Raw genomic sequence first — 20,966 nt, 5'->3', positions numbered from 1 at the left:
TGAAGAATTATGAAAACATATAAGTATATAATGACAGGAGGCTTGATGCTTGCTTTTATGGTAACCGGATGTGCCGATTCTTTTTTGGAAGTATCCTCGCCTACAGATGAATCTATTGAAAGTTATTTTACTACAGACGAACATATTCAGGAAGCCGTAGTTGCTGCGTATGATCCGTTGCATTGGCCAGATTGGGGAATGGGTGAATATAACCCGGTCAATATTATGAGCGACATCATGGCTGACGACTTCTGGGTTGGTGGTCAGGATAAAACGGACAATCAGAAGTGGCACTTGATGATGAACTACGAGGCCATTCCAAGTAATGTCATTTCGGGTTTGTGGACGGAAGCTTATAGTGGTGTAAAGCGCTGTAACGATGTTATCACTTATCTGGGTTGGGCAAAGGATGTGACTGAAGAAAGACATGCTTACTACAAAGCGCAGGCAATAGCGTTGCGTGTGTTCTATTACAATTGGCTGTGGAAGTTCTGGGGGAATATCCCTTACTTCGACACCAATCTCACCACCCCTTATTTGGCAGAGCAGTATCCGGCAGAACGGGTGTATGAGAAATTGGTAACCGATCTGGAAAGTGTGATTGCTTTGAATGCTCTCCCGATGAAAGAGAAAGCCGAAAACTATGGTCGTGTGACAAAAGCGATGGTATATATGCTTTATGCCGAGATTGTCATGTATCAGAATGATGAATCCCGTTTTGCCAAAGCCTTGCAATATATGCAGGAGATTATTAATAGCGGAGCATATGATTTAGTGGAAAATTATGCAGATATATTTAAAGAGTCGGGAGAGTGGGGGATAGAGTCGATTTTTGAGATCAACTACAAAGATAACGACGCTATTCGAGACTGGGGAAACCCTTTGGCTGCAGGCGGTACTGTATTGCCAACTTTGGTTAGTCCGCATAGTTGGCCTGATGGAACCCACGGTCACGATCAGGGATGGGGATTCTGTCCGGTACGAGTGGAAACTTATGAACGGTATGCAAAGGATGACGCTCGCCGTGACGCTACATGCTGGAATGCCGGTGCATTAGGTGTGAATTACAATAAACGTTATCAAGACACAGGCTTCTTCTTGGAGAAATATGCTGCGTTGACAGGCAATAACGTTGATCAGAAAGCCAGTGCGCAGTTGAATTGGAATAATAATTTACGCATCTATCGTTTTTCCGAAACATTACTGAATGCAGCAGAACTCATCGTTCGTGGAGCGGGAACGGGCAATGCAAAGGAATATTTGAATCGCGTGCGTAATCGTGCCGGATTGAAAGGAGAAGCGGAGCCTACTATGGATAACATTATTAAAGAAAGACATTTGGAATTTGTCGGTGAAGGTAAGCGTTACTGGGATTTGATACGTACGGGGAAAGCAGCTACGGTACTTGTGCCCGATCAGTACGGATATCGCACGAACACGTGGAGCAACAACAAGAAGTATCTATGTATTCCGCAAAGTGAGATTGACGCTGCGCAAGGTACGTTGGTCCAGAATAATTATTAACCATTAAAAAAGCAAGAGATGAAACGAATATATCGTTATTTAAGTATTTTATTGGTGAAGGTACTGGTATTTACTGCATGCTCGCCGGTGGATTTCACCCATCCTTCGGAAACTGGTTTACCACTGGCATCCGATATTAGTGTAGAGGTTACGGTCGATCAGGAAACAAATCAAGTGACGTTTTCTATGAATGAAATGAAAGGTTGTATCCCTTTTTGGACTTTTGACAAGAGTGAAAAGAAAGATAAAGGGTATTCCACACAGTTCAAATTTACGAAGGTTTATTCAAAGGCCGGAGTTTATTCGGTAGAGGCAAGATTGATGAATGCTAACGGCATCAGTGACGGAGTGGTAACAAAAGAGTTTACAATAAATAACACGCTGGTCAATTTTGATGAGTATATTGCAAAGATTTCAGGAAAGGAATGGAGAGTGGCAAGCGCGGAAGCCGGTCATCTGGGTTGCGGAGAATCCGGAAGCGAAGGATTGGGATGGTGGATGGCCCAGCCGGACGAGAAAGCTGCTAAGGGAATCTATGATGACCGTCTGATCTTTGGAACAGATATGAGTTATAGTTATAATCCCGGTGAAGGCGGCACGGTTTATGTCAACAAAGGCTGCACACTTTTCCCCGAATATGCTCCTGATTTGACGGAAGATTATATGGCTTCTGTAGCTGTACAGAACACGACCTATGCTTTTGATGTTGATGGAGAAGATGTGTACATCACTTTCCCTTCAAAAACACTTTTTCCTTATGTCGCCAACGACGAGATATATGCATCTCCCCGTTATAAGATTGTAGGTATTACGCCTTCCAGACTGGAGTTGATTTCAGATAATGGCAGTATTGCATGGCACTATATTCTGACAAGCGCCGAAGTCGAAAAACCTGCCGGATATGATCCGGATCATGCTTGCAACCTGTGGAAGTCTGCAACAATTACCAATGATTTCTGGTTTGCCGATGCTAATTGGACACCTATTGAGAATCCCGGGTTTGAAGCAAACGGAAACTCGTATAAAATTACAATGCCGGTAGCTACGGTTCAAACGTGGCAGGCACAAGTAAAGTTCTTTACGGATATAGCGACTAATGCCGTTACAAACTATGATTTTTCTGTCGTTTTCAATGCGAATAAAGCTCATAAAAATGTTACCGTAAAACTGGTGAAGCATGGTGGTGGAGACAATGATAATATTTACTACTTCGTGGAAAATGTCTCTTTAAAAGCTTATGAGGACTATGTTTTTATAAAGACAGATATGCCTGGTATTGACATGGATAAGGTAGATTTGGTTCTTGATTTCGGTGGAAATGCAGAGGGTACAGAAGTTATCGTGAGTCGTGTGGTTCTGAAAGAACATGCTTGTGATGACGGCACTGTCGTGGAAGAGTCCGAAGAGGATGGTGTGAACTGGAACCAAGCTTCTGCCTGCAACCGTTGGAACGTTGCAAGTATTACGAATACTTTCTTTTATGCCGATGCCAACTGGACTCCCTATTCCGAAGCGCCTGGCTTTGAGGTCAAGGATCATATTTATAAGGTGACATTGCCGTTGGCTACCGTACAGATGTGGCAGGCACAAGTCGCTTTTCATACAAACTTGGATGCCAATACCGTGACGGATTATGATTTTCGTTGCGTGCTTAACTCCAGTAAGAGTCTGAAAGGAGTCACTGTAAAATTGGTGCACAGGAATGGAGATGATGGGACAGACAATGCCGGTAATTTCTTTTTTGACAAAAAAGTGGACTTGACTGCGTATGAGGATTTCGTATTCAAAATGCCGGCGATAAGAGCGGCTAAAGATATGGACAGAGTTTCTCTGGTATTTGATTTCGGAGGAAATCCCGAAAATACCGAAGTTACCATAAGCGGTATCATCTTTAAAGAGTCGGTATGTAATGAATAAGTGTGGATTTATGGGGACGATCAATATATGCGATTGTGTGTTTCCCCTTGTTTGAAACTATTGATATGAAGAAAATGAATTTGTTATTTGGGGTTTTGACTTTACTTTCTGCAAGCTGTGGAGATAAAGAGAGTGAAGGAGTGTTTACAGATAAAGATTTGACGTGTACTCCCTCTGAAATTAGTGTGGATTGTCTGTCGAACAGTGTTACGGTAAATGTAACGGCAATTCGTGAGTGGACCGTATATAGTGATGAAGATTGGATCAGTTGTCAACCGACAGGGTCTATTGACCCTCAAGGAACTTTTACCGTAACTGTTTCTCCCAATCAGGAAACAGAAGTGAGAGAGGGTAAAGTCGTTGTAAAGTCCGGAAAGAGCCGGATAGCAATTCCTGTCCGTCAGGAAGGGAAGCCTGAAGCTCTTCCGGATCCGGATATTCAAGTTCCTGAAGGATATAAACTGGTGTGGCAGGATGAGTTTAATGATAAAGCCATTTCTACGCCCGATGAATCGCTCTGGTGGTATGAGAATGGTGCCGGTGGCTGGGGAAACAATGAATTGCAAACTTATATTCCGGCTAAGCTGAATGGAGAAGTTTGTGCGAAAGTAGACAAGGGAACCTTGAAAATTATCGCTAAAAAAGTGGGTAGTGAGGTTTATTCCGTTCGCATGAATACGATAAAAAGCTGGAAATACGGTTATTTCGAAGCTCGTTTGAAACTTCCCGTTGGAAAAGGCACTTGGCCTGCTTTCTGGATGATGCCGAAGAACTTTACTGCATGGCCTGATGATGGGGAAATCGATATTATGGAAGAGGTTGGTTATAACCCTAACTATGTCTCTTCGTCTATTCACTGTAAGGCTTATAACCATTTGATAGGTACGCAGAAAACAAGAGAGATTTTGCTGCCTACCGCTCAGCAAAAGTTCCATGTGTATGCATTGGAGTGGACAGAGGATTTTATTCGTACTTATGTGGATGGGAAAGAACTGTTCTTCTTTGAGAACGATAAGAAGAACAATAAAAATACCTGGCCTTTCAATACTCCTTTTTATTTGAAATTGAATCTGGCTTGGGGAGGAAACTGGGGTGGTGCCCAGGGGGTTGACGAATCGTGCCTGCCTGCTACCTATGAGATAGATTATGTACGTGTGTTTCAGAAAAAATAAATAAAAAAAAGATGATAAAGTTTGGTAAACCTTTATCTATGTGCCTGTGCTTGCTTGCAGTTTGGGCTTGTGTTCCGAAGGCGGCTAAGGAAGGAGATAAAGAAACAGAAAACAGAGTAGAGGCTTTGCTGGCCAAGATGACTTTGCAAGAGAAAATCGGTCAGATGAATCAAATGAACTATTCCGGTAATGTGGAAGAGATTGCCGGATTGATTAAAGAAGGGAAAATAGGTTCTTTATTGAATCTCACAGATCCGGAATTAGTCAACAAGTTACATGAAATAGCCTTGAAAGAGTCTCGTTTGAAGATTCCGGTGCTGATTTCCCGGGATGTGATCCACGGATATAAAACAATCTTTCCCATTCCGTTGGGACAAGCTGCTACGTTCAATCCTGAGATAGTCGAACAAGGGGCTCGTATAGCAGCGGTTGAGGCTTCATCCGATGGAATTCGATGGACTTTTGCACCTATGGTCGATCTTTCGAGAGATCCGCGTTGGGGGCGTATAGCCGAAAGTTTTGGTGAGGATCCGTTGATGAATGCGGTAATGGGAGAGGCGATGATCCGTGGTTTCCAAGGAGAAAAATTAAGCGATCCTTCTGCCATAGCCGCATGCGCTAAACATTTCGTAGGATATGGGGCTGCAGAAGCTGGCAAAGATTATAACTCGACATTCATTCCGGAGCGATTGCTGAGGAATGTCTACTTTCCGCCTTTCGAAGCGGCAGCTAAAGCTAAGTGTGCCACATTTATGGTTTCTTTCAACGATAATGACGGAGTACCCTCTACCGGAAACTCATTCATATTGAAAGATATACTTCGTGATGAGTGGAAATACGATGGAATGGTTGTTACCGATTGGGCATCGGCAACGGAAATGATAGCGCATGGATTTTGCAAAGACAGGAAACAGGCGGCTGCCATAGCTGTTAATGCTGGCGTGAATATGGAAATGGTGAGTGGTGCTTTCATAGAGAGTCTGGAGGCGTTGGTGGATGAGAAAAAAGTTTCAATTACCACGATAGATGATGCTGTTCGTAATATTTTGCGATTGAAATTTCGGTTAGGCTTATTCGAAAACCCTTATGTTGCTACTCCTCAGGCCGTGAAGTACACAGAGGTGCATTTGGAAAAAGCTAAGGAAACCGCAGAGCAGTCGGCTATTTTGCTGAAGAATGCAGACAACGTTTTGCCCCTGAGTGAGAAAGTGCGTACTATCGCTGTTGTGGGGCCGATGGCGGATGCTCCCCACGACCAGCTCGGAACATGGTGTTTTGATGGTGAGAAGAACCAGACACAGACTCCTTTGAATGCCTTACGCAAACTGTATGGAGATAAAATCCGAGTGATTTACGAACCGGGACTGATGTATAGCCGCGATAACAATAAGGCGGCCTTCCATAAGGCGATTGCCGCTGCCCGTCAGGCTGATGTAGTTGTAGCCTTTGTTGGTGAAGAGTCCATTTTGTCGGGCGAGGCACATTCACTGGCCGACTTGAGTTTACGCGGTGCACAGTCCGATTTGATTACAGCTTTGGCTCAGACAGGCAAGCCTCTTGTAACTGTGGTGATGGCGGGGCGTCCGCTTACCATTGGTAAGGAGGTAGATGAGTCTGCTGCTGTTTTATATATGTTTCATCCGGGCACGATGGGTGGTCCCGCCATTGCCGACTTGCTTTTCGGCAAAGCTGTTCCCAGTGGTAAGACTCCCGTAACATTTCCAAAGATGGTGGGGCAGGTACCGGTTTATTATGCGCATAATCGTACTGGACGCGCTCCCACCGGGGAAGAAACATTGATTGACAATATTCCTTTGGAAGCAGGACAAACTTCGCTGGGATGTACTTCTTTCCACATGGATGCGGGGTTTGGCCCTTTGTTCCCGTTCGGTTACGGATTGTCGTACACAGCATTTGCGTACAGTAATTTAAAGCTCTCCGCAGCAAAGTTAAATACTCGGGATACGTTAACGGTTCGTTTCGAACTTGCCAATACGGGTAAGTATACGGGTGTAGAGATCGTACAGTTGTACGTGCGAGATCATGTCGGTTCAGTTACTCGCCCGGTGAAGGAGCTGAAAGGATTCCAGCGCGTTTCTTTGGAGCCGGGAGAGCATAAAACTCTCATTTTCACGTTACCGATTGAGAATCTGGCTTTTTGGAATCGGGACATGAAGAAGGTCGTGGAGCCCGGAGACTTTACTTTATGGGTAGGAACGAATAGTGAGGAAGGACTTTCGGCAGATTTCGAAGTGATCGAATGATTCAGGATGCATTTTGGAGCTGTATCGTAATGCTACGATGCAGCTTCTATTTTTTATTATGCAGTTTTTGTCCGGCATAATTTCTCTGACGGCGGAATAAAACATGCTTTGTCGTTACAGGTATATATGCCTGCCCTATAAATTATATATGTGCACTGCGGTGGGTATATATGCCTACCATGCTGGCCATATATATCCACCATGCTGGCCATATATACTCACCATAGCTGACTATATATACTCACCGTGATGACCATATATACCCACCGTGCCGAACATATCTGCCCGCTGTGTTTTATCTGATGCTCTGCTGAAGCACCAGTAAACTTTCGGGGCCCATGTTGAAGAGCAGATCGATGATGCTGAGGTTGGGAAGGAATCCCAGCTTCGGTTCGAATACCTGGTAATAGGGGTGGGGGATGAACTCGGAATCTGTTGTCCGGAAGTCTTTCTTCGGATGGATCGCCTCCCTGAAGTCCGCTTCTCCGGCTGTAAACTCCGTCTTGTATTCCGGTGTCCGCTCGATGCGGGGATGAAGGTCAATCAGTTCGCAGACCAAGCGGCATATTTCTTCGTTGAAATCGGCGAGAAACTCATATCGCTTCTCATAGAAAGGGCGGAAGTCGTCCTTGTAATATTCAAAGAAAGGCGTGCTGTTGTAAGCCGATTCGATAGCGTTCCAGTGCAGATGCCGCCAATTGCCGTGGTCGGAAATACGGATGTCTTTCATCGGACATTTCGCCTGAGCCGGTTTTACGGTGGGTATGGAGAGCGCCAGTTCGCCGTCCGGTGCGGCAATAGTACACCGGTTGCGGTACGTCTGCTTGGTGTAGTGATCGTGCTGCTCCACATAGATCCGGTCGTATATCAGGAACTTCGTGTAGTACTCTACGGGGGCAAGATAAGCGGAAGACAAATAGGCTGTTTTCATAAAATTAATGATGGGAGGTGATTGACTGGTTGTTATCGCTATTACTTCTAAATAATAGAATCTGTATTGTTATTCTATATTCATCGGACGTTTAAGGCTGCTTCATCTGACCTTCCTCAGGAAGCGGTTCCAACGGTATCCGCTGAATGGTCCGCTCTTTTGCTCTTTCGAGAACCAAATAAGCGAGGCTTTTCCGATCAGGTGATCGTGTGGAACAAAGCCGAACAGTCTGGAGTCGGAGAGGTTGAAGCTGGCGTTGGACGCCATCCAGTAATAGTCTTTCGTAAAATAACAATGCTGCGTGGTTTTTCCGTCTATATACAGTGTGTCGTTCTTTATTTCAGCCTGCCTGCCTTCGTGCAGCACGAGCGTGTTGCGCAGCAGCGTGATGTTCCAGGGATAGACGCGAAGCACCTTTCCTTTACCCGGAATGATGAGCGGCTTCGGCACTCCGGTATCTCCTTCTTGCAACCGAGATATCCACCGATTGGGTTTCGTCGCCTGTTCCAACAGGTAAAACTCGTATCGGCTGAAGCTGCGTACGTGCGTACTGTCGTTTCTGCCCATCACACCTTCGTTGGTGATGGAGAGCGAACGGAGCAGCAACTCGATATCTTTTTCTTTGGAAGCCGGATAGGCATACAGCTGTTTCTTGTCCGGATTGACTTCCGCTTCGGGTGAAACCACAGAGAAACAAGAGTCTATAAGCAGGGTGTCTCCGGGAGTTCCGATGCAGCGGCTGATGTACACGGCACGTCGGTCGATTGCCGACTTAGTGCCGGCTGCCGGATTGTTGAACACCACAATCTCCTGCTTACCCACCGGACGTGCCAGCCATCGGTGGTAGGAGAAGAGCGACATGAAAGGTACGCGCAGTCCGTAGCTCCACTTGTTTACCAGAATACGCTCCCCTTGAAAGAGGGAGTTCTCCATTCCCGAATACGGGATAAGGCACGATGTGAAGGCAAAGCTTCGTATGAGAAACACCACGGCGATAATGGCCAGAAGCTTTACCCCCAGCCTTATCCATGTTTTTCTTTTCGAACCTTTGCTTTCTGCCGACATCTGTTTCTATCTGTTCTCTTGTCTTATTCCGCAAGTTTATTCCCGAAAACGGAACCCGTTTGCTCCTTATTCTTTAGTGTACCCATTTGAATAGCCGTTTCCATCGGATTCTGCCGTCGAACCATCCGCGGTCTTTATCCAGCGAAAGCCATACGACGATGGGCTTTCCCACCACATGATCTTCGGGCACGAATCCCCAGTAGCGCGAGTCGAGCGAGTTGTCGCGGTTGTCTCCCATCATCCAGTAGTAATCCATCCGGAATGTATACGAATCGGTTTTCTCGCCGTTGATGTAGAAACCGTCGGCTTTCACTTCCAACTTGTTGCCTTCGTATGCCGTGATGCAACGCTCGTACATAGGGAGATTGTCATCCGTCAGCGTAATGGTGGCTCCCTTCGAAGGAATCCAGATGGGGCCGTAGTTGTTCCGTTCCCACCGGTTGTGCAGGTTGAGCGGATACACCTTCCGGTCGTAGCTATCCGTCTCCTTTACGATTTTGCCGACCAACTTCTTGTTGCCTGCCAGCGTGTCGTACATCTTCTTCGTCAGCGGAAGCCGGTAGACGGGATTCAGCCTTCCCGACGAATCGCGGCTGTCGAGTCCCATCGCTATCAGTTCACCGTCCCATCCGCCGTTCTGTATCAATATCCGGTCGTCGTTGCTGATGTCCAAGTCGCGGAACATATTTTCGGGAATGTAGGGGCCTGTGGTCTGTACGAAGTAGTTGAACTGGAGATTTTCCGGATTCTCGGTCGCCTTGCCGTTAATCATCACCTGTCCGTCTACAATCTCCAACGTGTCGCCCGGAAGCCCCACGCAACGTTTCACATAGTTTTCCCGACGGTCTACGGGGCGGTAAACCACCTTCCCGAAAGTTCGCGGATTCGAATCGATGTATTTACGTCCGGCGGCATAGTACAGGTTGTAGACATCCCGTTGCCGGTTGCGTGTAAGGCTGTCCATCTCCACCTCTTTCGGATAGATGCTTCGCCCCGCCTGATAAGCGATGGCGTAAATATCTTCCTGCTGATTGTTCAAGGCTACGGTATCGCCTGCAGGGAAGTTGAACACCACGATGTCGTTCAGCTTCACCCTGCCGAACCCCGCCACGCGTTTGTACTTCCATTGCGGCCATTCGATGTACGATTTGGTGTTTACTATGGGTAGCGTGTGCTGCGCCAGAGGCATCGACAGAGGCGTATTAGGCACGCGCGGCCCGTAGCTCATTTTGCTCACATAGAGGAAGTCGCCTACGAGCAGCGATTTCTCCAGCGATGAAGAAGGAATCTGGTAGTTCTGGAAAATATAGATGTTGACGAAGTAGACGGCTACCAGAGCGAATACGATGGCGTCTACCCAACTCATCACCGTGCGTACCGCCGCGTTCTTCGACTTGCGCCAGAACGACCAGGGGATTTTCTTCGTGATGTAAATATCGAAAATGAAAGGAACCACAATCAGTCCCCACCAACTGCGCACCCAAATAAGGAAAGCGAGGTAGATGGCGGTGACGATGGCGAATTTGATCCATTGCTTGCGTGTAGCTTGTATCATGGCTTTGTTGTTTTTTTAAATGTTCTTCAGGAAAGGGAATAGGTCGCTCATACCCAGCAGCCCTTCGTGGGTTGCCGTGTATTCGGCTGCCATTACGGCCCCGAGGGCGAAGCCGCCCCGGTTTTTGGCATCGTGGGTAATGGTGATGCTGTCTACCTCCGACTCATAGCGTATGGAGTGTATGCCGAACACCTCACCCTCGCGGATAGAATGAATGGGAAGCTCGTCGTCGGCGGAGGTTTCTTCCTTCACCCAGCGGTCTTTACGGTCGATGTTCTCGAGGATTCCCTCCGCCAGTGTGATGGCAGTGCCGCTCGGAGCGTCGAGCTTATGGACGTGGTGCGACTCGGTCATACTCACGTCGTAGGCGGGAAAGCGGTTCATGATGCGCGCCAGATACTTGTTCACCGCAGAGAATACGGCTACTCCGAGACTGAAGTTGGACGACCAGAACAAGGTTTTGCCTTCCGCCGAGCAAAGCCGCCTGACTTCTTCGCCGTGTTCCGCCATCCATCCGGTGCTTCCGGATACCACCTTCACGCCGGCTTTGAAAGCTTTTATATAATTATGGTAAGCCACCTTAGGGTTTGTGAACTCGATTGCCACGTCGGCGTTTCTAAAGGCATCGGACTCGAAAGCTTCCTGATTATCGACGTCGATGACGCAGACTATCTCATGTCCGCGACCGACGGCGATCCGTTCGATCTCCTTGCCCATCTTTCCGTAACCTATCAATGCTATTTTCATCGTTTGTTGACTTATATTCAAAATAATAGTCGCAAAGATAAGATTTTTATTACATTTGCCGCGCACATTAACGTCTTCTTAACATGGAACACCTTCTCCAGTACGTATGGAAACACAAATTATTCCCTTTGCAGCCGTTGCAAACCACCGGTGGATTGCCGGTAGAAGTGATCGATCCCGGTTTACACAACTCGAATGCAGGGCCTGACTTTTTCAATGCGAAGCTCAAGATAGACGGAACGCTTTGGGTGGGGAATGTCGAAGTGCATTCGCTTTCGTCCGACTGGTTCCGCCACGGGCACGACCGCGACCGGGCTTACGACTCCGTGATTCTGCACGTGGCGGGCAAAGTGGATGCCGATATCGTGCGACCGGACGGCGAACCGCTTCCGCAGTTGCAACTAAACTGCCCCGATGTCGTGCGGACGCATTACGAAGAGTTGCGCAATGCCGACCGGTACCCTTGTTGTACGGAAGTGATCGGAGCGCTGCCGAAGGTTGTCGTACACTCGTGGCTGACTTCGTTGCAAACGGAAAGGCTGCAACAGAAAGCCCTGCAAATAGGAAAACGGCTGGAGCGATGCGACCGGAATTGGGAAGACGCTTTCTTCGTTACTCTTGCCCGTAATTTCGGTTTCGGACTGAACGGAGACGCGTTCGAACGTTGGGCGGGAACGCTTCCGTTCCGCGCGGTCGACAAACATCGCGATGATTTGTTTCAGATCGAAGCTTTCTTTTTCGGGCAGGCGGGATTGCTCGACGAAATAGCTTCGCGTGAGGACGTTTCGAATCGGCCGGCTACGCCGCAGGTACAGACGGCGCATCTTGCCGCTTCCGGCACTGCCGATGCCTTGCGTGCCGAAGCGAAAACCGACGGGCTTCCTCTTCATTCGCGGACAACTTCGACTTTGGAAACCGTTCCGGAGGACTTGTCTTCGGGCGACTGTTGTGCCTGCCTGCAAAAAGATGCGCTGCGGGCAACGTCTCCCGACGGTTTGTCAGAGAAGGATGTCCATGCCGGTTTGCCGAAGAGGGCGTTTCAGCAAGCATCCTCCAAGGATTTGCCTGCTGATGAATATTACTTCCGCTTGCAGAAAGAGTACCGTTATCTCCGTCATAAATTCGGCTTTGACGCACAGATGCAAGCGTCCGACTGGCGGCTTCTCCGACTTCGTCCCGGTAACTTTCCGCACATCCGTCTGGCGCAGTTGGCATGGCTCTACCGGTCGGGCAGCACGCTGTTCTCCCGCCTGATGGAGGGCGAAACACTCGAAACGGTGAGAGGAATGCTTGCCGCTCGCACGTCAGACTACTGGACGGAGCATTACCTGTTTCACAAACCGTCGCCTCGCCGTGAGAAAGCTTTAGGCGCAAAGTCCGTTGATTTGCTCATTATTAATACGGTGGTTCCTTTCTTGTATGCCTACGGGTTGCACAAGGCCGACGAGCGTATGTGCGACCGGGCTTTGCGTTTTCTCGATGAGCTGAAGGCGGAAGACAACCACATTGTCCGTTCGTGGAGCGCTGCCGGACTGGCGGTTACATCGGCGGCGGACAGTCAGGCGCTGGTGCAACTCCGCACCGCTTACTGCGAGCAACGGAAGTGTTTGTACTGCCGTTTCGGGTACGAATATATGCGACGTTGAACGTTGGCCTGTTGTGGCTCGAAAGACCGGTAATTTTGCTCAAGAGGAGCAGAGCCTTTGTTTACATCATCCTGAGGCCCTGTTTTTATCATGCAGTTTTTCTGTTCGCTTCCGATGGATTTGGCATTTGTTCGGAGCAGAGCTTCTGTCAGTTCGTAGCTGGTTTGGTGGCTTTGCCAGATGGGTTTGGCATTTGTTTGGAGCAGAGTCTCTGTTTGCATCGAACAGAGGCTCCGTTTGTTTCTGGCAGAGCCTCTGTTTCCGCCGGACAGAGCCTCTGTTTATGCCGGAATCCATTCCGCATCCGGCATCCCGCAGAACTCCGGTTTAGCTCCTTATCCTTTCCGCCGGGCAGCTTCCGACCTTCGTTCCTGTGGCGTGGGCGGATTCTGTTCGCTGCCTTTGCCCCTTCCTTTTCCCTTTCTGCAAAATAAAAAAACGGTTTCTTCTATCGGTATATCCAACTTCTGATTATATTTGCAGTATAAATTAAAGCCTTAATACATATCAGGTTATGACAACAAAAAGGTTTATATTCGGTCTGTTGGCAGCCGTGTTGCTGACAGGCATATCGTTCATCTCCTGCGGCAACAGCTCGAAATCGCGGGCCAACAGTGAAGCGGTTGCGCAGGCGGGCGAAGACTTCCGCACGTTTCTGAGCAAGTTTACCGCAAGTGCGGCTTTCCAATACACACGTGTGAAGTTTCCGTTGAGAACTCCCATTATACTGCTTTTGGACGATGGAGAAACGGAGAAGAAATTTCCGTTTACGAAAGAAAAATGGCCGCTGCTGGATGCCGAAACGCTGAAAGAGGAGCGTGTGGAGCAGGAAGAGGGCGGCGTGTACGTCTCGAAGTTTATTGTGAATGAGCCGAAGCGGAAAGTGTTCGAGGCGGGATACGAAGAATCCGAGAACGATTTGCGGGTAGAGTTCGAATTGATGGCGGACGGGAAGTGGTACGTGGTAGACTGCTATACCGGCTGGTATGGGCACGACCTGCCAGTGGAGGAGCTGGAGGCAACCGTTCGCGAGGTGAAGGAGGAAAACGAGGCTTTCAAAGAGTTGCATCCGTAAGCAATCTATGTTTCGTTTTTGTAGCTTATGGCTTGCAGGGTGATACCAGCTTGCTTTGCGTCCGCCGGTACTTTCTGCTTGGGTGGCATGCCTGTTGTTGCAGGCGGTTGCTGCCGACGTTGTGCCCTGTGAACAATCCGCGTTTAGTCCGCATAGCTCATTGCTGCGAGATACTTGCTGTTTTTATTGTAGTGGTAAGCAATCCGTCTCCGTGCTTGACTGTGCAACTTGCCGATTTCTGCTGACGCAATGTTGCTTCTGTTACGATTCTGTGAGCAGACTCCGCTAACAGTGATTTGCCTTTTGATAAACAACGATTTGCATTTTGGTAGAAAATAATTCGTTCCTTTCGAAACAGTGATTCGCCTTTTAACAAAGCGCCGGCAAAGCTTTCGAACCGAAGCATTCAGGGCGCCGGCTTCCGTACGGCATGAGGAGATAGCCGTGATTTTGCAGTGGAAATAACCGGAGTGTCTGCCGCTCTGAACCATAAGAGACGGTTTTCTGTACAATTTATACCCCTTCTCCGCAAGGAAGAGGGGTATCTTTGTAGGTACGAAATAAAAAACGGATATTCCATGATGAAACAAGTCTCTCTTTTCCGGCGCGGCGCGCTCGCTCTGTGCCTCTTTCTCTGCCCGGCATTTGCCGGCGCGCAATTGGTCACTCATGAACGGATGTTCTCTTTCGAAGACTCTTCGGTTCCTTCCTGTTTTACGGCTGCCGGTTCCCGGTTGTCGCTTTCGCAGGCGCATTATAAAGACGGCAGGCAGTCGCTCGCGTGGAGCTTCGAGCCGGGCGGAGTGCTTGAGTTGGAGAAAGATCTGAAGTTCGAGAAGAAAGACCCTACGGGGAAAGACCTCTATCTTTCCGCTTTCATCGTGTGGATATACAACGAACAGCCGAAGGATGCCACCGTGCGCTTCGAGTTTCTGAAAGACGGGCGTGTGTGCGCTTCCTTTCCTTTCGGCATCAATTTCAAAGGTTGGCGTGCCGCTTGGGTATGCTACGAGCGCGACATGGAGGGCGTGCCCGAAGAGGGGATGAACCGTCTTCGCATCGTTGCTCCGGCTGTGAAAGGAGAGCTGTTCATCGATCATCTCATTACGGCCACGAAGGTGGATGCCCGCCAGCAAACCGCCGACTTGCAGGTTCCTTTCGTCAATGCGGGAACAACGAACCACTGGCTGGTGGTTTACAAGCATTCGTTGCTGAAGCCCGACATCGGGCTGACGCCTGTCACCAATCGCGAGAAAGAGGAGATGCAACTGCTTGAAGCGCGCTTCCGCGACATGATTTATACGCCCTCCGCCGTCACCCCGAAAGAGGTAGCCGCCATCCGCAAGCGTTACGATGCTTACGGCATTACCTATCGCAACGGCATGGTGAGCGGCATGCCCATCTTCATGGTGCGAGCTTCGGAAGCCTACGAACGGCTGATACCGGGTTGGGACAAAGATATGCTGACCAAAAAAGGGGTGGAGATGCGTGCTTACTTCGACCTGATGAAGCGTATTGCTGTGGCTTACAACAACAGCGGCGGGAATCCGGAGGTGAGGGAAGAGATGAAGAGCAAGTTTCTCGCCATGTACGATCACATCACCGATCAGGGAGTGGCATACGGCAGTTGCTGGGGAAACATCCATCACTACGGCTACAGCGTGCGCGGGCTTTATCCGGCTTACTTCCTGATGAAAGACGTGCTGCGACAAGCGGGCAAGCTGCACGAAGCCGAACGTACGCTTCGGTGGTATGCCATCACCAATGAAGTCTATCCCAAACCCGAACGTAACGGAATCGATATGGACTCGTTCAACACGCAGACCACCGGGCGCATTGCCAGCATCCTGATGATGGAAGACACGCCGGAGAAGCTGCAATATCTGCGGTCGTTCTCGCGGTGGATAGACTACGGTTGCCGTCCGGCTACGGGTTTGGCAGGTTCGTTCAAGACCGACGGAGCGGCTTTCCATCACCGCAACCATTACCCGGCTTATGCCGTAGGCGGGCTAGACGGGGCTACGAATATGATTTATCTGCTTCACGGAACCGGGTTTGCCGTTTCCGAACTGGCGCACCGCACGGTCAAGAACGTCTTGTCCGCGATGCGTTTTTATTGCAATACACTTCACTTTCCGCTCTCTATGTCGGGGCGTCATCCCGACGGAAAGGGCAAACTCGTTCCCATGCATTATGCCATGATGGCGATGGCAGGCACTCCCGACGGAAAGTCAGCCGTCGACGGAGAGATGGCTTCGGCTTATCTTCGCCTGGTTGCCGATGCCCCTGCGGCAGGACAGGAACCCGAATACATGCCCAAAGTATCCGATGTCCGCGAAAGGGAGATAGCCCGGCGGCTCACGGCTCAAGGATTCCGCGCGGAGAATGACCCTCAGGGAAATCTTGCGCTCGGCTACGGCTGCGTGTCGGTGCAGCGGCGGAGCAACTGGGCTGCTGTGATTCGCGGGCATTCCCGCTACCTCTGGGCGGCGGAGCACTACTTGGGAGCCAACCTCTACGGACGTTATCTGGCACACGGGAGCCTTCAGGTTCTGACGGCTGCGCCAGGACAGACAGTGACTCCCGCAACGAGCGGCTGGGTGCAACCCGGCTTTGACTGGAACCGGATACCGGGCACAACCTCCATTCATCTGCCTTGGGAACTGCTGAAAGCAAACGTGCTGAACGTAGACAGATACTCGGGCATCGAGGAGATGCTCTATTCGGATGAGGCGTTTGCGGGCGGGCTTTCGCAGCAGGGAGCCGATGGAAACTTCGGTATGATACTGCACGAGCATGATAAATACAACGGTACGCACCGCGCGCGCAAATCGTTCCATTTCCTCGACGGAATGATTGTCTGTCTCGGGTCGGACATCGAAAACGCGAATGCGGAGTATCCTACGGAGACTACCGTATTCCAACTGGCTGTGACCGACAAGCAGGGACGGGAGTTCTGGAAAGATGCTCCTGCGGGAAACCGGAAACTGTGGACCGACCATTTGGGGACGGGATACTATGTGCCCGTAGCTGCCCGTTTCGAGAAAAACTTCCCGCAACTGTCGCGTATGCAGAATACGGGCGCGGAGACGAAAGGCGACTGGGTGTCGCTGGTCATCGATCATGGGAAAGCGCCGAAGGCTGCGGGATACGAATATGCCGTATTCCCTCAGGCGGATGCGCAAAGGATGTCTGCTTTGCTGAAGCGTATACCTTATAAGGTGTTGCGTAAGGATCGCGGGGCGCATATCGTGCAGTTTGGCGGCGATCGGGTCACTTCGTACGTCTTGTTCGACACTCCTCAGGCGGATTTGCCCGGTGCGTTGCTTCAACGTGCGGATACATCCTGCTTGGTGATGACCCGCCAAGAATCGGCGAAGCAGTGGCTGCTGACGGTGGCTCAGCCCGACCTTGCGCTCTATCGCGGAGCGAGCGACGAAGCATTCGATGCCGACGGAAAGCGTATCGAACGCAGTATCTACTCGCGTCCGTGGATCAATAATGAAAGCGGGGAGATTGCGGTGACCGTTACACTGAGAGGGCGCTGGAAAGTGGAAGAGACTCCGTATTGCCGGATTGTTTCCGCCGATAAACGGCAGACGCAACTTCGCTTCCTTTGCCGGGAAGGTCGCAGCTTCGAAGTCAGGCTCACGAAATAAGGGGCGGAGCAAGGCTTGTGCCGTGCCTTTATTAAGGAGAGGGCGGCTTTTAAACGGTTTGGGAAAGAATGCGGTACAAGCCTTATTGGATATGGGGCATACTGCCGCTCTTAAACTAACGGTTCGGGAAGAAAAGAGATAAGCTCTTGTGGATATGAAGGCGCAATGCCTGATTCTGCAACTAACGGCAACGGCTTGGAAGGAAAGCGGCTAAGCCGTAATTGAAGCAGGCTCAGCGCGACGGTATTCCACACAACGGTTTGGAAGGAAAGCGGCTAAGCCGTAACTGAAGCAGGCTCAGCGCGATGGTATTCCACACAACGGTTTGGAAGGAATACGGCTAAGTTCCGTTGCGTATGCTTTTCTATCAGAACATGAACATGGCTGCCGCCACGAAGCGATGGTTTTTCACCGGATGCGTATCGAGCATCTTCCCGTCTTTCCGGTCGATGTCTTTCCCGTAGTTTGCAATGCTGTACAGGTATTCCACGCCGAACTTCCAATGGGGCGTATTATAGGTAAGCTCCGTGCCGAGTGAAGCAAGATCTTTCAGATCCGTGCCCGTTCCGTACAGCGGAGTGCCTTCTTGCAGCGCTTCGCGCGTGCCGAGATTCCTGGCATACCCCGCGAATATTCCCGGTTTCCACCTTTTGCCGTATACAAGGTTCAGCCACGAACTTGAGAAACGTATCGGGGTGTACTTTTGCGCTCCGGTTGCTGAATCGACCGAACGGACACCGAAACCGCCCAGTCCGGAGGTCTGTGTAAGGTTCGACCCCAATACGCTTTTCGCGGCGATGAACCAGTCGTTCGCGGTATATTTGGCGTGTGCCTCATAAGACAGACTGTTGATTCGCTCGCTCACCCGGTAGGTTTTCCCGTCGGCTCCTGTGGCTTGTGTACGCGGTTTCATTGAGAGAAACTCTACGCCGAGTCCCGCCAGAAAATGTTTCGAATGATAATCTATTCCCGCAAAAAGCTCCGGAACCATGCTCTTCTTTATATATTCCTGGCTCTTTTTGCTTTTCATCGGGTTGTTTTCATCAATCCCCTGCGAAAGGTATTGCGACTGCCATACGGCAGATCCGGTCAGCCGGATGTGATTTCCCGTATATCGGTATCGCAGTTGCGGAGCTCGGCTGAAGGGTTGGAAAGGCGCTCCTACCGAAAGATTCAGTATCTGCGGAGACACATCGCCGAACAGCGGATGCCACGTTTGTCCCGCCAATAAGGAGCTTTTTCCCCAGTCCATCCGGAAATAAGCGTGGCGAAGACGAACCACCGAGAAGCTGCTTCCCGTGCCTCGGAAGTCGGCCTCCACCTTGGCGGAAGTGGTGGCATTGCCCAGCTCCGGTCCTGTGATGTTCACTCCGAGCCGTGAGTATAGTGTGTAAAAGTTGCTGTTGGGTGTGGCGTTCAGGTCCTTTCCTGCCGGGTCGGGGTTCTTGTCTTTCGGATACATGTAGAACAATCCGTCTACCGTCTCTTGATTTGCGCGGCTGTTGTAGTAAAGGTCTGTGCGCACCTGACCGTAAAACTTGTAGCTGAAGTCCTTCTTTTGCGCCAGACTTCCTGCTGCAACGAATAAAACTGCCGCAAGTGTCAACAAACTTCTTATGCTCCTTATGTGGTTATCTCCTGCTTCAGTGAATAAAACTGCCGCAAGTGTCAACATCATTTTCTTCATAATGCCCGCAAAAGTACATAAAATAACGATTGCGGCAATGGGTTTGGTTATGAATCTTCCCCTTGCTTCCCGTCTTCTTTTTATCGGTGTATCGACTCGAAAAAGGAGTAGCATGCCTGTTTTCTTCTGCTTCCCGGACTTCTTTCTATCGGTGGTATGATTCGGAGTAAGGAGTAGGATTTTTCATTCTCACCTACTTTTCGGTTTCTTTCTATCGGTGCTATGATTTGGAATAAGGTGGAGTTTTTTGATTCTAACCTATTCCTCGGTTTCTCTCTACCGATGCTGTGATTTGGAATAAGGAGTCGGTTTTTTCATTCTCACCTATTTCTCCGGTTTCTTTCTACCGATGGTATGATTCGTAATAAGGAGCAGGGCTATTCATTCTCATCCGTTTTCCGGTTTCTTTGTACCGGTGGTATGATTCGGAATAAGGGGAAGTTTTTTCATTCTCACCTATTTCTTCGTTTCTTTCTACCGGTGGTATGATTCGGAGTAAGAGAGAGGGTTATTCATTCTCACCTATTTCCCGGCTTCTTTCTACCGATGCAGAAACCCGGAATTAGAAGCAGGGCTGTTCGCTTCTATCTGTTTTTTCAATTCCTTTTATCGGTGCAACGGTTGGTTGAAGAAAGCCGAAACAGCCTGTTCATATTTGCTGAGGCTGGTACTCTTGCGGATGCTTTTGGCTGCCTTCCGGTCTATTCCTGCCGACGGATATTCCCAGAAAGTCTTCATCTTGTTCAACAATTGAGCGTCTCCGCCTTCCAACTGCGAGGCATATCCTTCGAAAACAGCTGTGTGCAGCGCTTTCATCCTTTCCCAGTATTCATCTTCTCCGAGCGTCCGGTTCTCTTTATATTCCAGCGCCAATGCCGGGCGTGCGAGAAGCCCGCGTCCTATCATGACGCCAGTCAGATGCGGGAAAAGCGTGGAAAGATACCTGATGTCAGCAGTGCCGGTGATATCTCCGTTGTAAACCAGCGGGTGACGGCAAACTTCGTAGAAAGTGCGGAACCCCTCCATGTCCGGCTTCCCTTTGTATTGTTGCATTCCTATTCGCGCGTGCATCGTGACTTGTCGTAGCGGAATCTCATTCAGCAGGTCGGCCAATGCGAGGCATTCTTTCGGGTCTTCCCATCCCAGACGCATCTTGACCGAGAAGTTGATTTCCGGGTGGCGGCGGATGATGCGGAGTAACTCTCTTACTTCGTCCGGATAAGGCAGGATGCCCGAACCGTTATGCCGTTTGGCAAGTAACGGGAACGGACAACCCAGATTCAGGTCGGCTTCGCGGTAACCTTTCTCGATGAAAAGCCCTAAAACAGCCTCCGCCTTCTCCGGTGTAGGGGCGATGAGTTGGGGGATGAGACGGTATACGCGATTCTTTTCGGGGCTGATGTCCCGTACATCTTTCGAACGAAACGTTCCTTTCTCTACCCTCACGAAAGGGGTGTAGTAGATGTCTGCGCCTCCGAAAACGGCTTCGTGAGCGTTTCGGTAAACGGTCTCGGTATATCCCTGCAAAGGGGCGAACTGTATGGATAGAGTTTGTTGCATCATTCTATATTTTTCGTCTCCGCTTCTGCTCGAGGCCGGAGCGGAACTGTGTCAAGGGGATCAGCGGGGCGAGATGTTGGTTTCTCCGGTGTGGGGCATAATCGGGAAAGGTGCTGTTGTACTTCAACGATCATAAGCGGTTCATAAAACACAAATTAAAGGAT

Annotated in this window: 13 protein-coding genes; 7 read left to right on the top strand and 6 right to left on the bottom strand. The window is 49.7% G+C overall.

Going from position 1 to position 20,966, the window contains the following annotated elements:
• Positions 1-9 precede the first annotated feature (9 nt).
• The 4 genes from GGR07_RS01915 (at position 10) to bglX (ending at position 6,877) form a co-directional block, all read left to right on the top strand.
• On the top strand, positions 10-1,524 hold the full coding sequence (locus GGR07_RS01915; protein WP_021646706.1) for a RagB/SusD family nutrient uptake outer membrane protein: 1,515 nt from the start codon (positions 10-12) through the stop codon (positions 1,522-1,524).
• A gap of 18 nt (positions 1,525-1,542) precedes the next feature.
• Positions 1,543-3,441 carry a hypothetical protein gene (locus GGR07_RS01910; RefSeq protein WP_021646707.1) on the top strand — a complete coding sequence of 633 codons (1,899 nt, stop codon included), beginning with the start codon at positions 1,543-1,545 and terminating at the stop codon, positions 3,439-3,441.
• 65 nt (positions 3,442-3,506) lie between these two features.
• Positions 3,507-4,613 (top strand): family 16 glycosylhydrolase, encoded by a 1,107-nt coding sequence (locus GGR07_RS01905; RefSeq protein ID WP_021646708.1) that lies wholly within the window; start codon positions 3,507-3,509, stop codon positions 4,611-4,613.
• A gap of 11 nt (positions 4,614-4,624) precedes the next feature.
• The gene (bglX, locus tag GGR07_RS01900) at positions 4,625-6,877 is read left to right on the top strand and encodes a beta-glucosidase BglX (RefSeq protein WP_021646709.1); all 2,253 of its coding nucleotides are present in this window, start codon (positions 4,625-4,627) and stop codon (positions 6,875-6,877) included.
• Between the two features lie 295 nt (positions 6,878-7,172).
• Here the strand turns inward: bglX and GGR07_RS01895 are convergent, their stop codons facing one another.
• The 4 genes from GGR07_RS01895 to dapB form a co-directional block, all read right to left on the bottom strand.
• Complete coding sequence (locus GGR07_RS01895) at positions 7,173-7,808, bottom strand: WbqC family protein (protein ID WP_027325754.1); 636 nt, start codon at positions 7,806-7,808, stop codon at positions 7,173-7,175.
• A 102-nt stretch (positions 7,809-7,910) separates the two neighbouring features.
• Entirely contained in the window at positions 7,911-8,873 is a 963-nt protein-coding gene (gene lepB, locus GGR07_RS01890) for a signal peptidase I (RefSeq protein WP_122056412.1), read from the bottom strand.
• A gap of 73 nt (positions 8,874-8,946) precedes the next feature.
• A complete protein-coding gene (gene lepB, locus GGR07_RS01885) occupies positions 8,947-10,428 on the bottom strand; it encodes a signal peptidase I (protein WP_122056411.1) in 1,482 nt (493 codons plus the stop codon).
• Between the two features lie 15 nt (positions 10,429-10,443).
• Complete coding sequence (gene dapB, locus GGR07_RS01880) at positions 10,444-11,175, bottom strand: 4-hydroxy-tetrahydrodipicolinate reductase (protein WP_034542226.1); 732 nt, start codon at positions 11,173-11,175, stop codon at positions 10,444-10,446.
• Between the two features lie 83 nt (positions 11,176-11,258).
• Between dapB and GGR07_RS13850 the strand changes: the two genes are divergently transcribed.
• The 3 genes from GGR07_RS13850 to GGR07_RS01865 all read left to right on the top strand — a co-directional run bounded on the left by GGR07_RS13850 (position 11,259) and on the right by GGR07_RS01865 (position 17,555).
• Complete coding sequence (locus tag GGR07_RS13850; RefSeq protein WP_256680537.1) at positions 11,259-12,821, top strand: DUF2851 family protein; 1,563 nt, start codon at positions 11,259-11,261, stop codon at positions 12,819-12,821.
• Between the two features lie 514 nt (positions 12,822-13,335).
• Positions 13,336-13,896 carry a hypothetical protein gene (locus GGR07_RS01870; protein ID WP_034542228.1) on the top strand — a complete coding sequence of 187 codons (561 nt, stop codon included), beginning with the start codon at positions 13,336-13,338 and terminating at the stop codon, positions 13,894-13,896.
• Between the two features lie 581 nt (positions 13,897-14,477).
• On the top strand, positions 14,478-17,555 hold the full coding sequence (locus tag GGR07_RS01865) for a chondroitinase family polysaccharide lyase (RefSeq protein WP_395954812.1): 3,078 nt from the start codon (positions 14,478-14,480) through the stop codon (positions 17,553-17,555).
• 367 nt (positions 17,556-17,922) lie between these two features.
• On the opposite strand, the gene GGR07_RS01860 is transcribed toward GGR07_RS01865, so the two are convergent.
• Together GGR07_RS01860 and GGR07_RS01855 are read right to left on the bottom strand one after the other, a co-directional pair.
• Positions 17,923-19,173: a hypothetical protein gene (locus GGR07_RS01860; RefSeq protein WP_034542300.1), complete on the bottom strand. Its 1,251-nt coding sequence runs from the start codon at positions 19,171-19,173 to the stop codon at positions 17,923-17,925.
• Between the two features lie 675 nt (positions 19,174-19,848).
• Positions 19,849-20,802: a tRNA-dihydrouridine synthase family protein gene (locus tag GGR07_RS01855; protein ID WP_034542302.1), complete on the bottom strand. Its 954-nt coding sequence runs from the start codon at positions 20,800-20,802 to the stop codon at positions 19,849-19,851.
• Between the last annotated feature and the right edge of the window lie 164 nt (positions 20,803-20,966).

The organism is Bacteroides pyogenes (assembly GCF_014196225.1).
GTDB classification, from domain to species: domain Bacteria; phylum Bacteroidota; class Bacteroidia; order Bacteroidales; family Bacteroidaceae; genus Bacteroides; species Bacteroides pyogenes_A.
The sequence above is the reverse complement of the archived record's forward strand: the minus strand, read 5'-3'. Positions and strand labels throughout refer to the sequence as shown.

What these genes read in the sequence shown, in the direction of transcription:
- GGR07_RS01915 (WP_021646706.1), top strand. Translation starts at nt 10, where the DNA reads ATGAAAACATATAAGTATATAATGACAGGAGGCTTGATGCTTGCTTTT.
- GGR07_RS01910 (WP_021646707.1), top strand. Translation starts at nt 1,543, where the DNA reads ATGAAACGAATATATCGTTATTTAAGTATTTTATTGGTGAAGGTACTG.
- GGR07_RS01905 (WP_021646708.1), top strand. Translation starts at nt 3,507, where the DNA reads ATGAAGAAAATGAATTTGTTATTTGGGGTTTTGACTTTACTTTCTGCA.
- bglX (WP_021646709.1), top strand. Translation starts at nt 4,625, where the DNA reads ATGATAAAGTTTGGTAAACCTTTATCTATGTGCCTGTGCTTGCTTGCA.
- GGR07_RS01895 (WP_027325754.1), bottom strand. Translation starts at nt 7,808, where the DNA reads ATGAAAACAGCCTATTTGTCTTCCGCTTATCTTGCCCCCGTAGAGTAC.
- lepB (WP_122056412.1), bottom strand. Translation starts at nt 8,873, where the DNA reads ATGTCGGCAGAAAGCAAAGGTTCGAAAAGAAAAACATGGATAAGGCTG.
- lepB (WP_122056411.1), bottom strand. Translation starts at nt 10,428, where the DNA reads ATGATACAAGCTACACGCAAGCAATGGATCAAATTCGCCATCGTCACC.
- dapB (WP_034542226.1), bottom strand. Translation starts at nt 11,175, where the DNA reads ATGAAAATAGCATTGATAGGTTACGGAAAGATGGGCAAGGAGATCGAA.
- GGR07_RS13850 (WP_256680537.1), top strand. Translation starts at nt 11,259, where the DNA reads ATGGAACACCTTCTCCAGTACGTATGGAAACACAAATTATTCCCTTTG.
- GGR07_RS01870 (WP_034542228.1), top strand. Translation starts at nt 13,336, where the DNA reads ATGACAACAAAAAGGTTTATATTCGGTCTGTTGGCAGCCGTGTTGCTG.
- GGR07_RS01865 (WP_395954812.1), top strand. Translation starts at nt 14,478, where the DNA reads ATGAAACAAGTCTCTCTTTTCCGGCGCGGCGCGCTCGCTCTGTGCCTC.
- GGR07_RS01855 (WP_034542302.1), bottom strand. Translation starts at nt 20,802, where the DNA reads ATGCAACAAACTCTATCCATACAGTTCGCCCCTTTGCAGGGATATACC.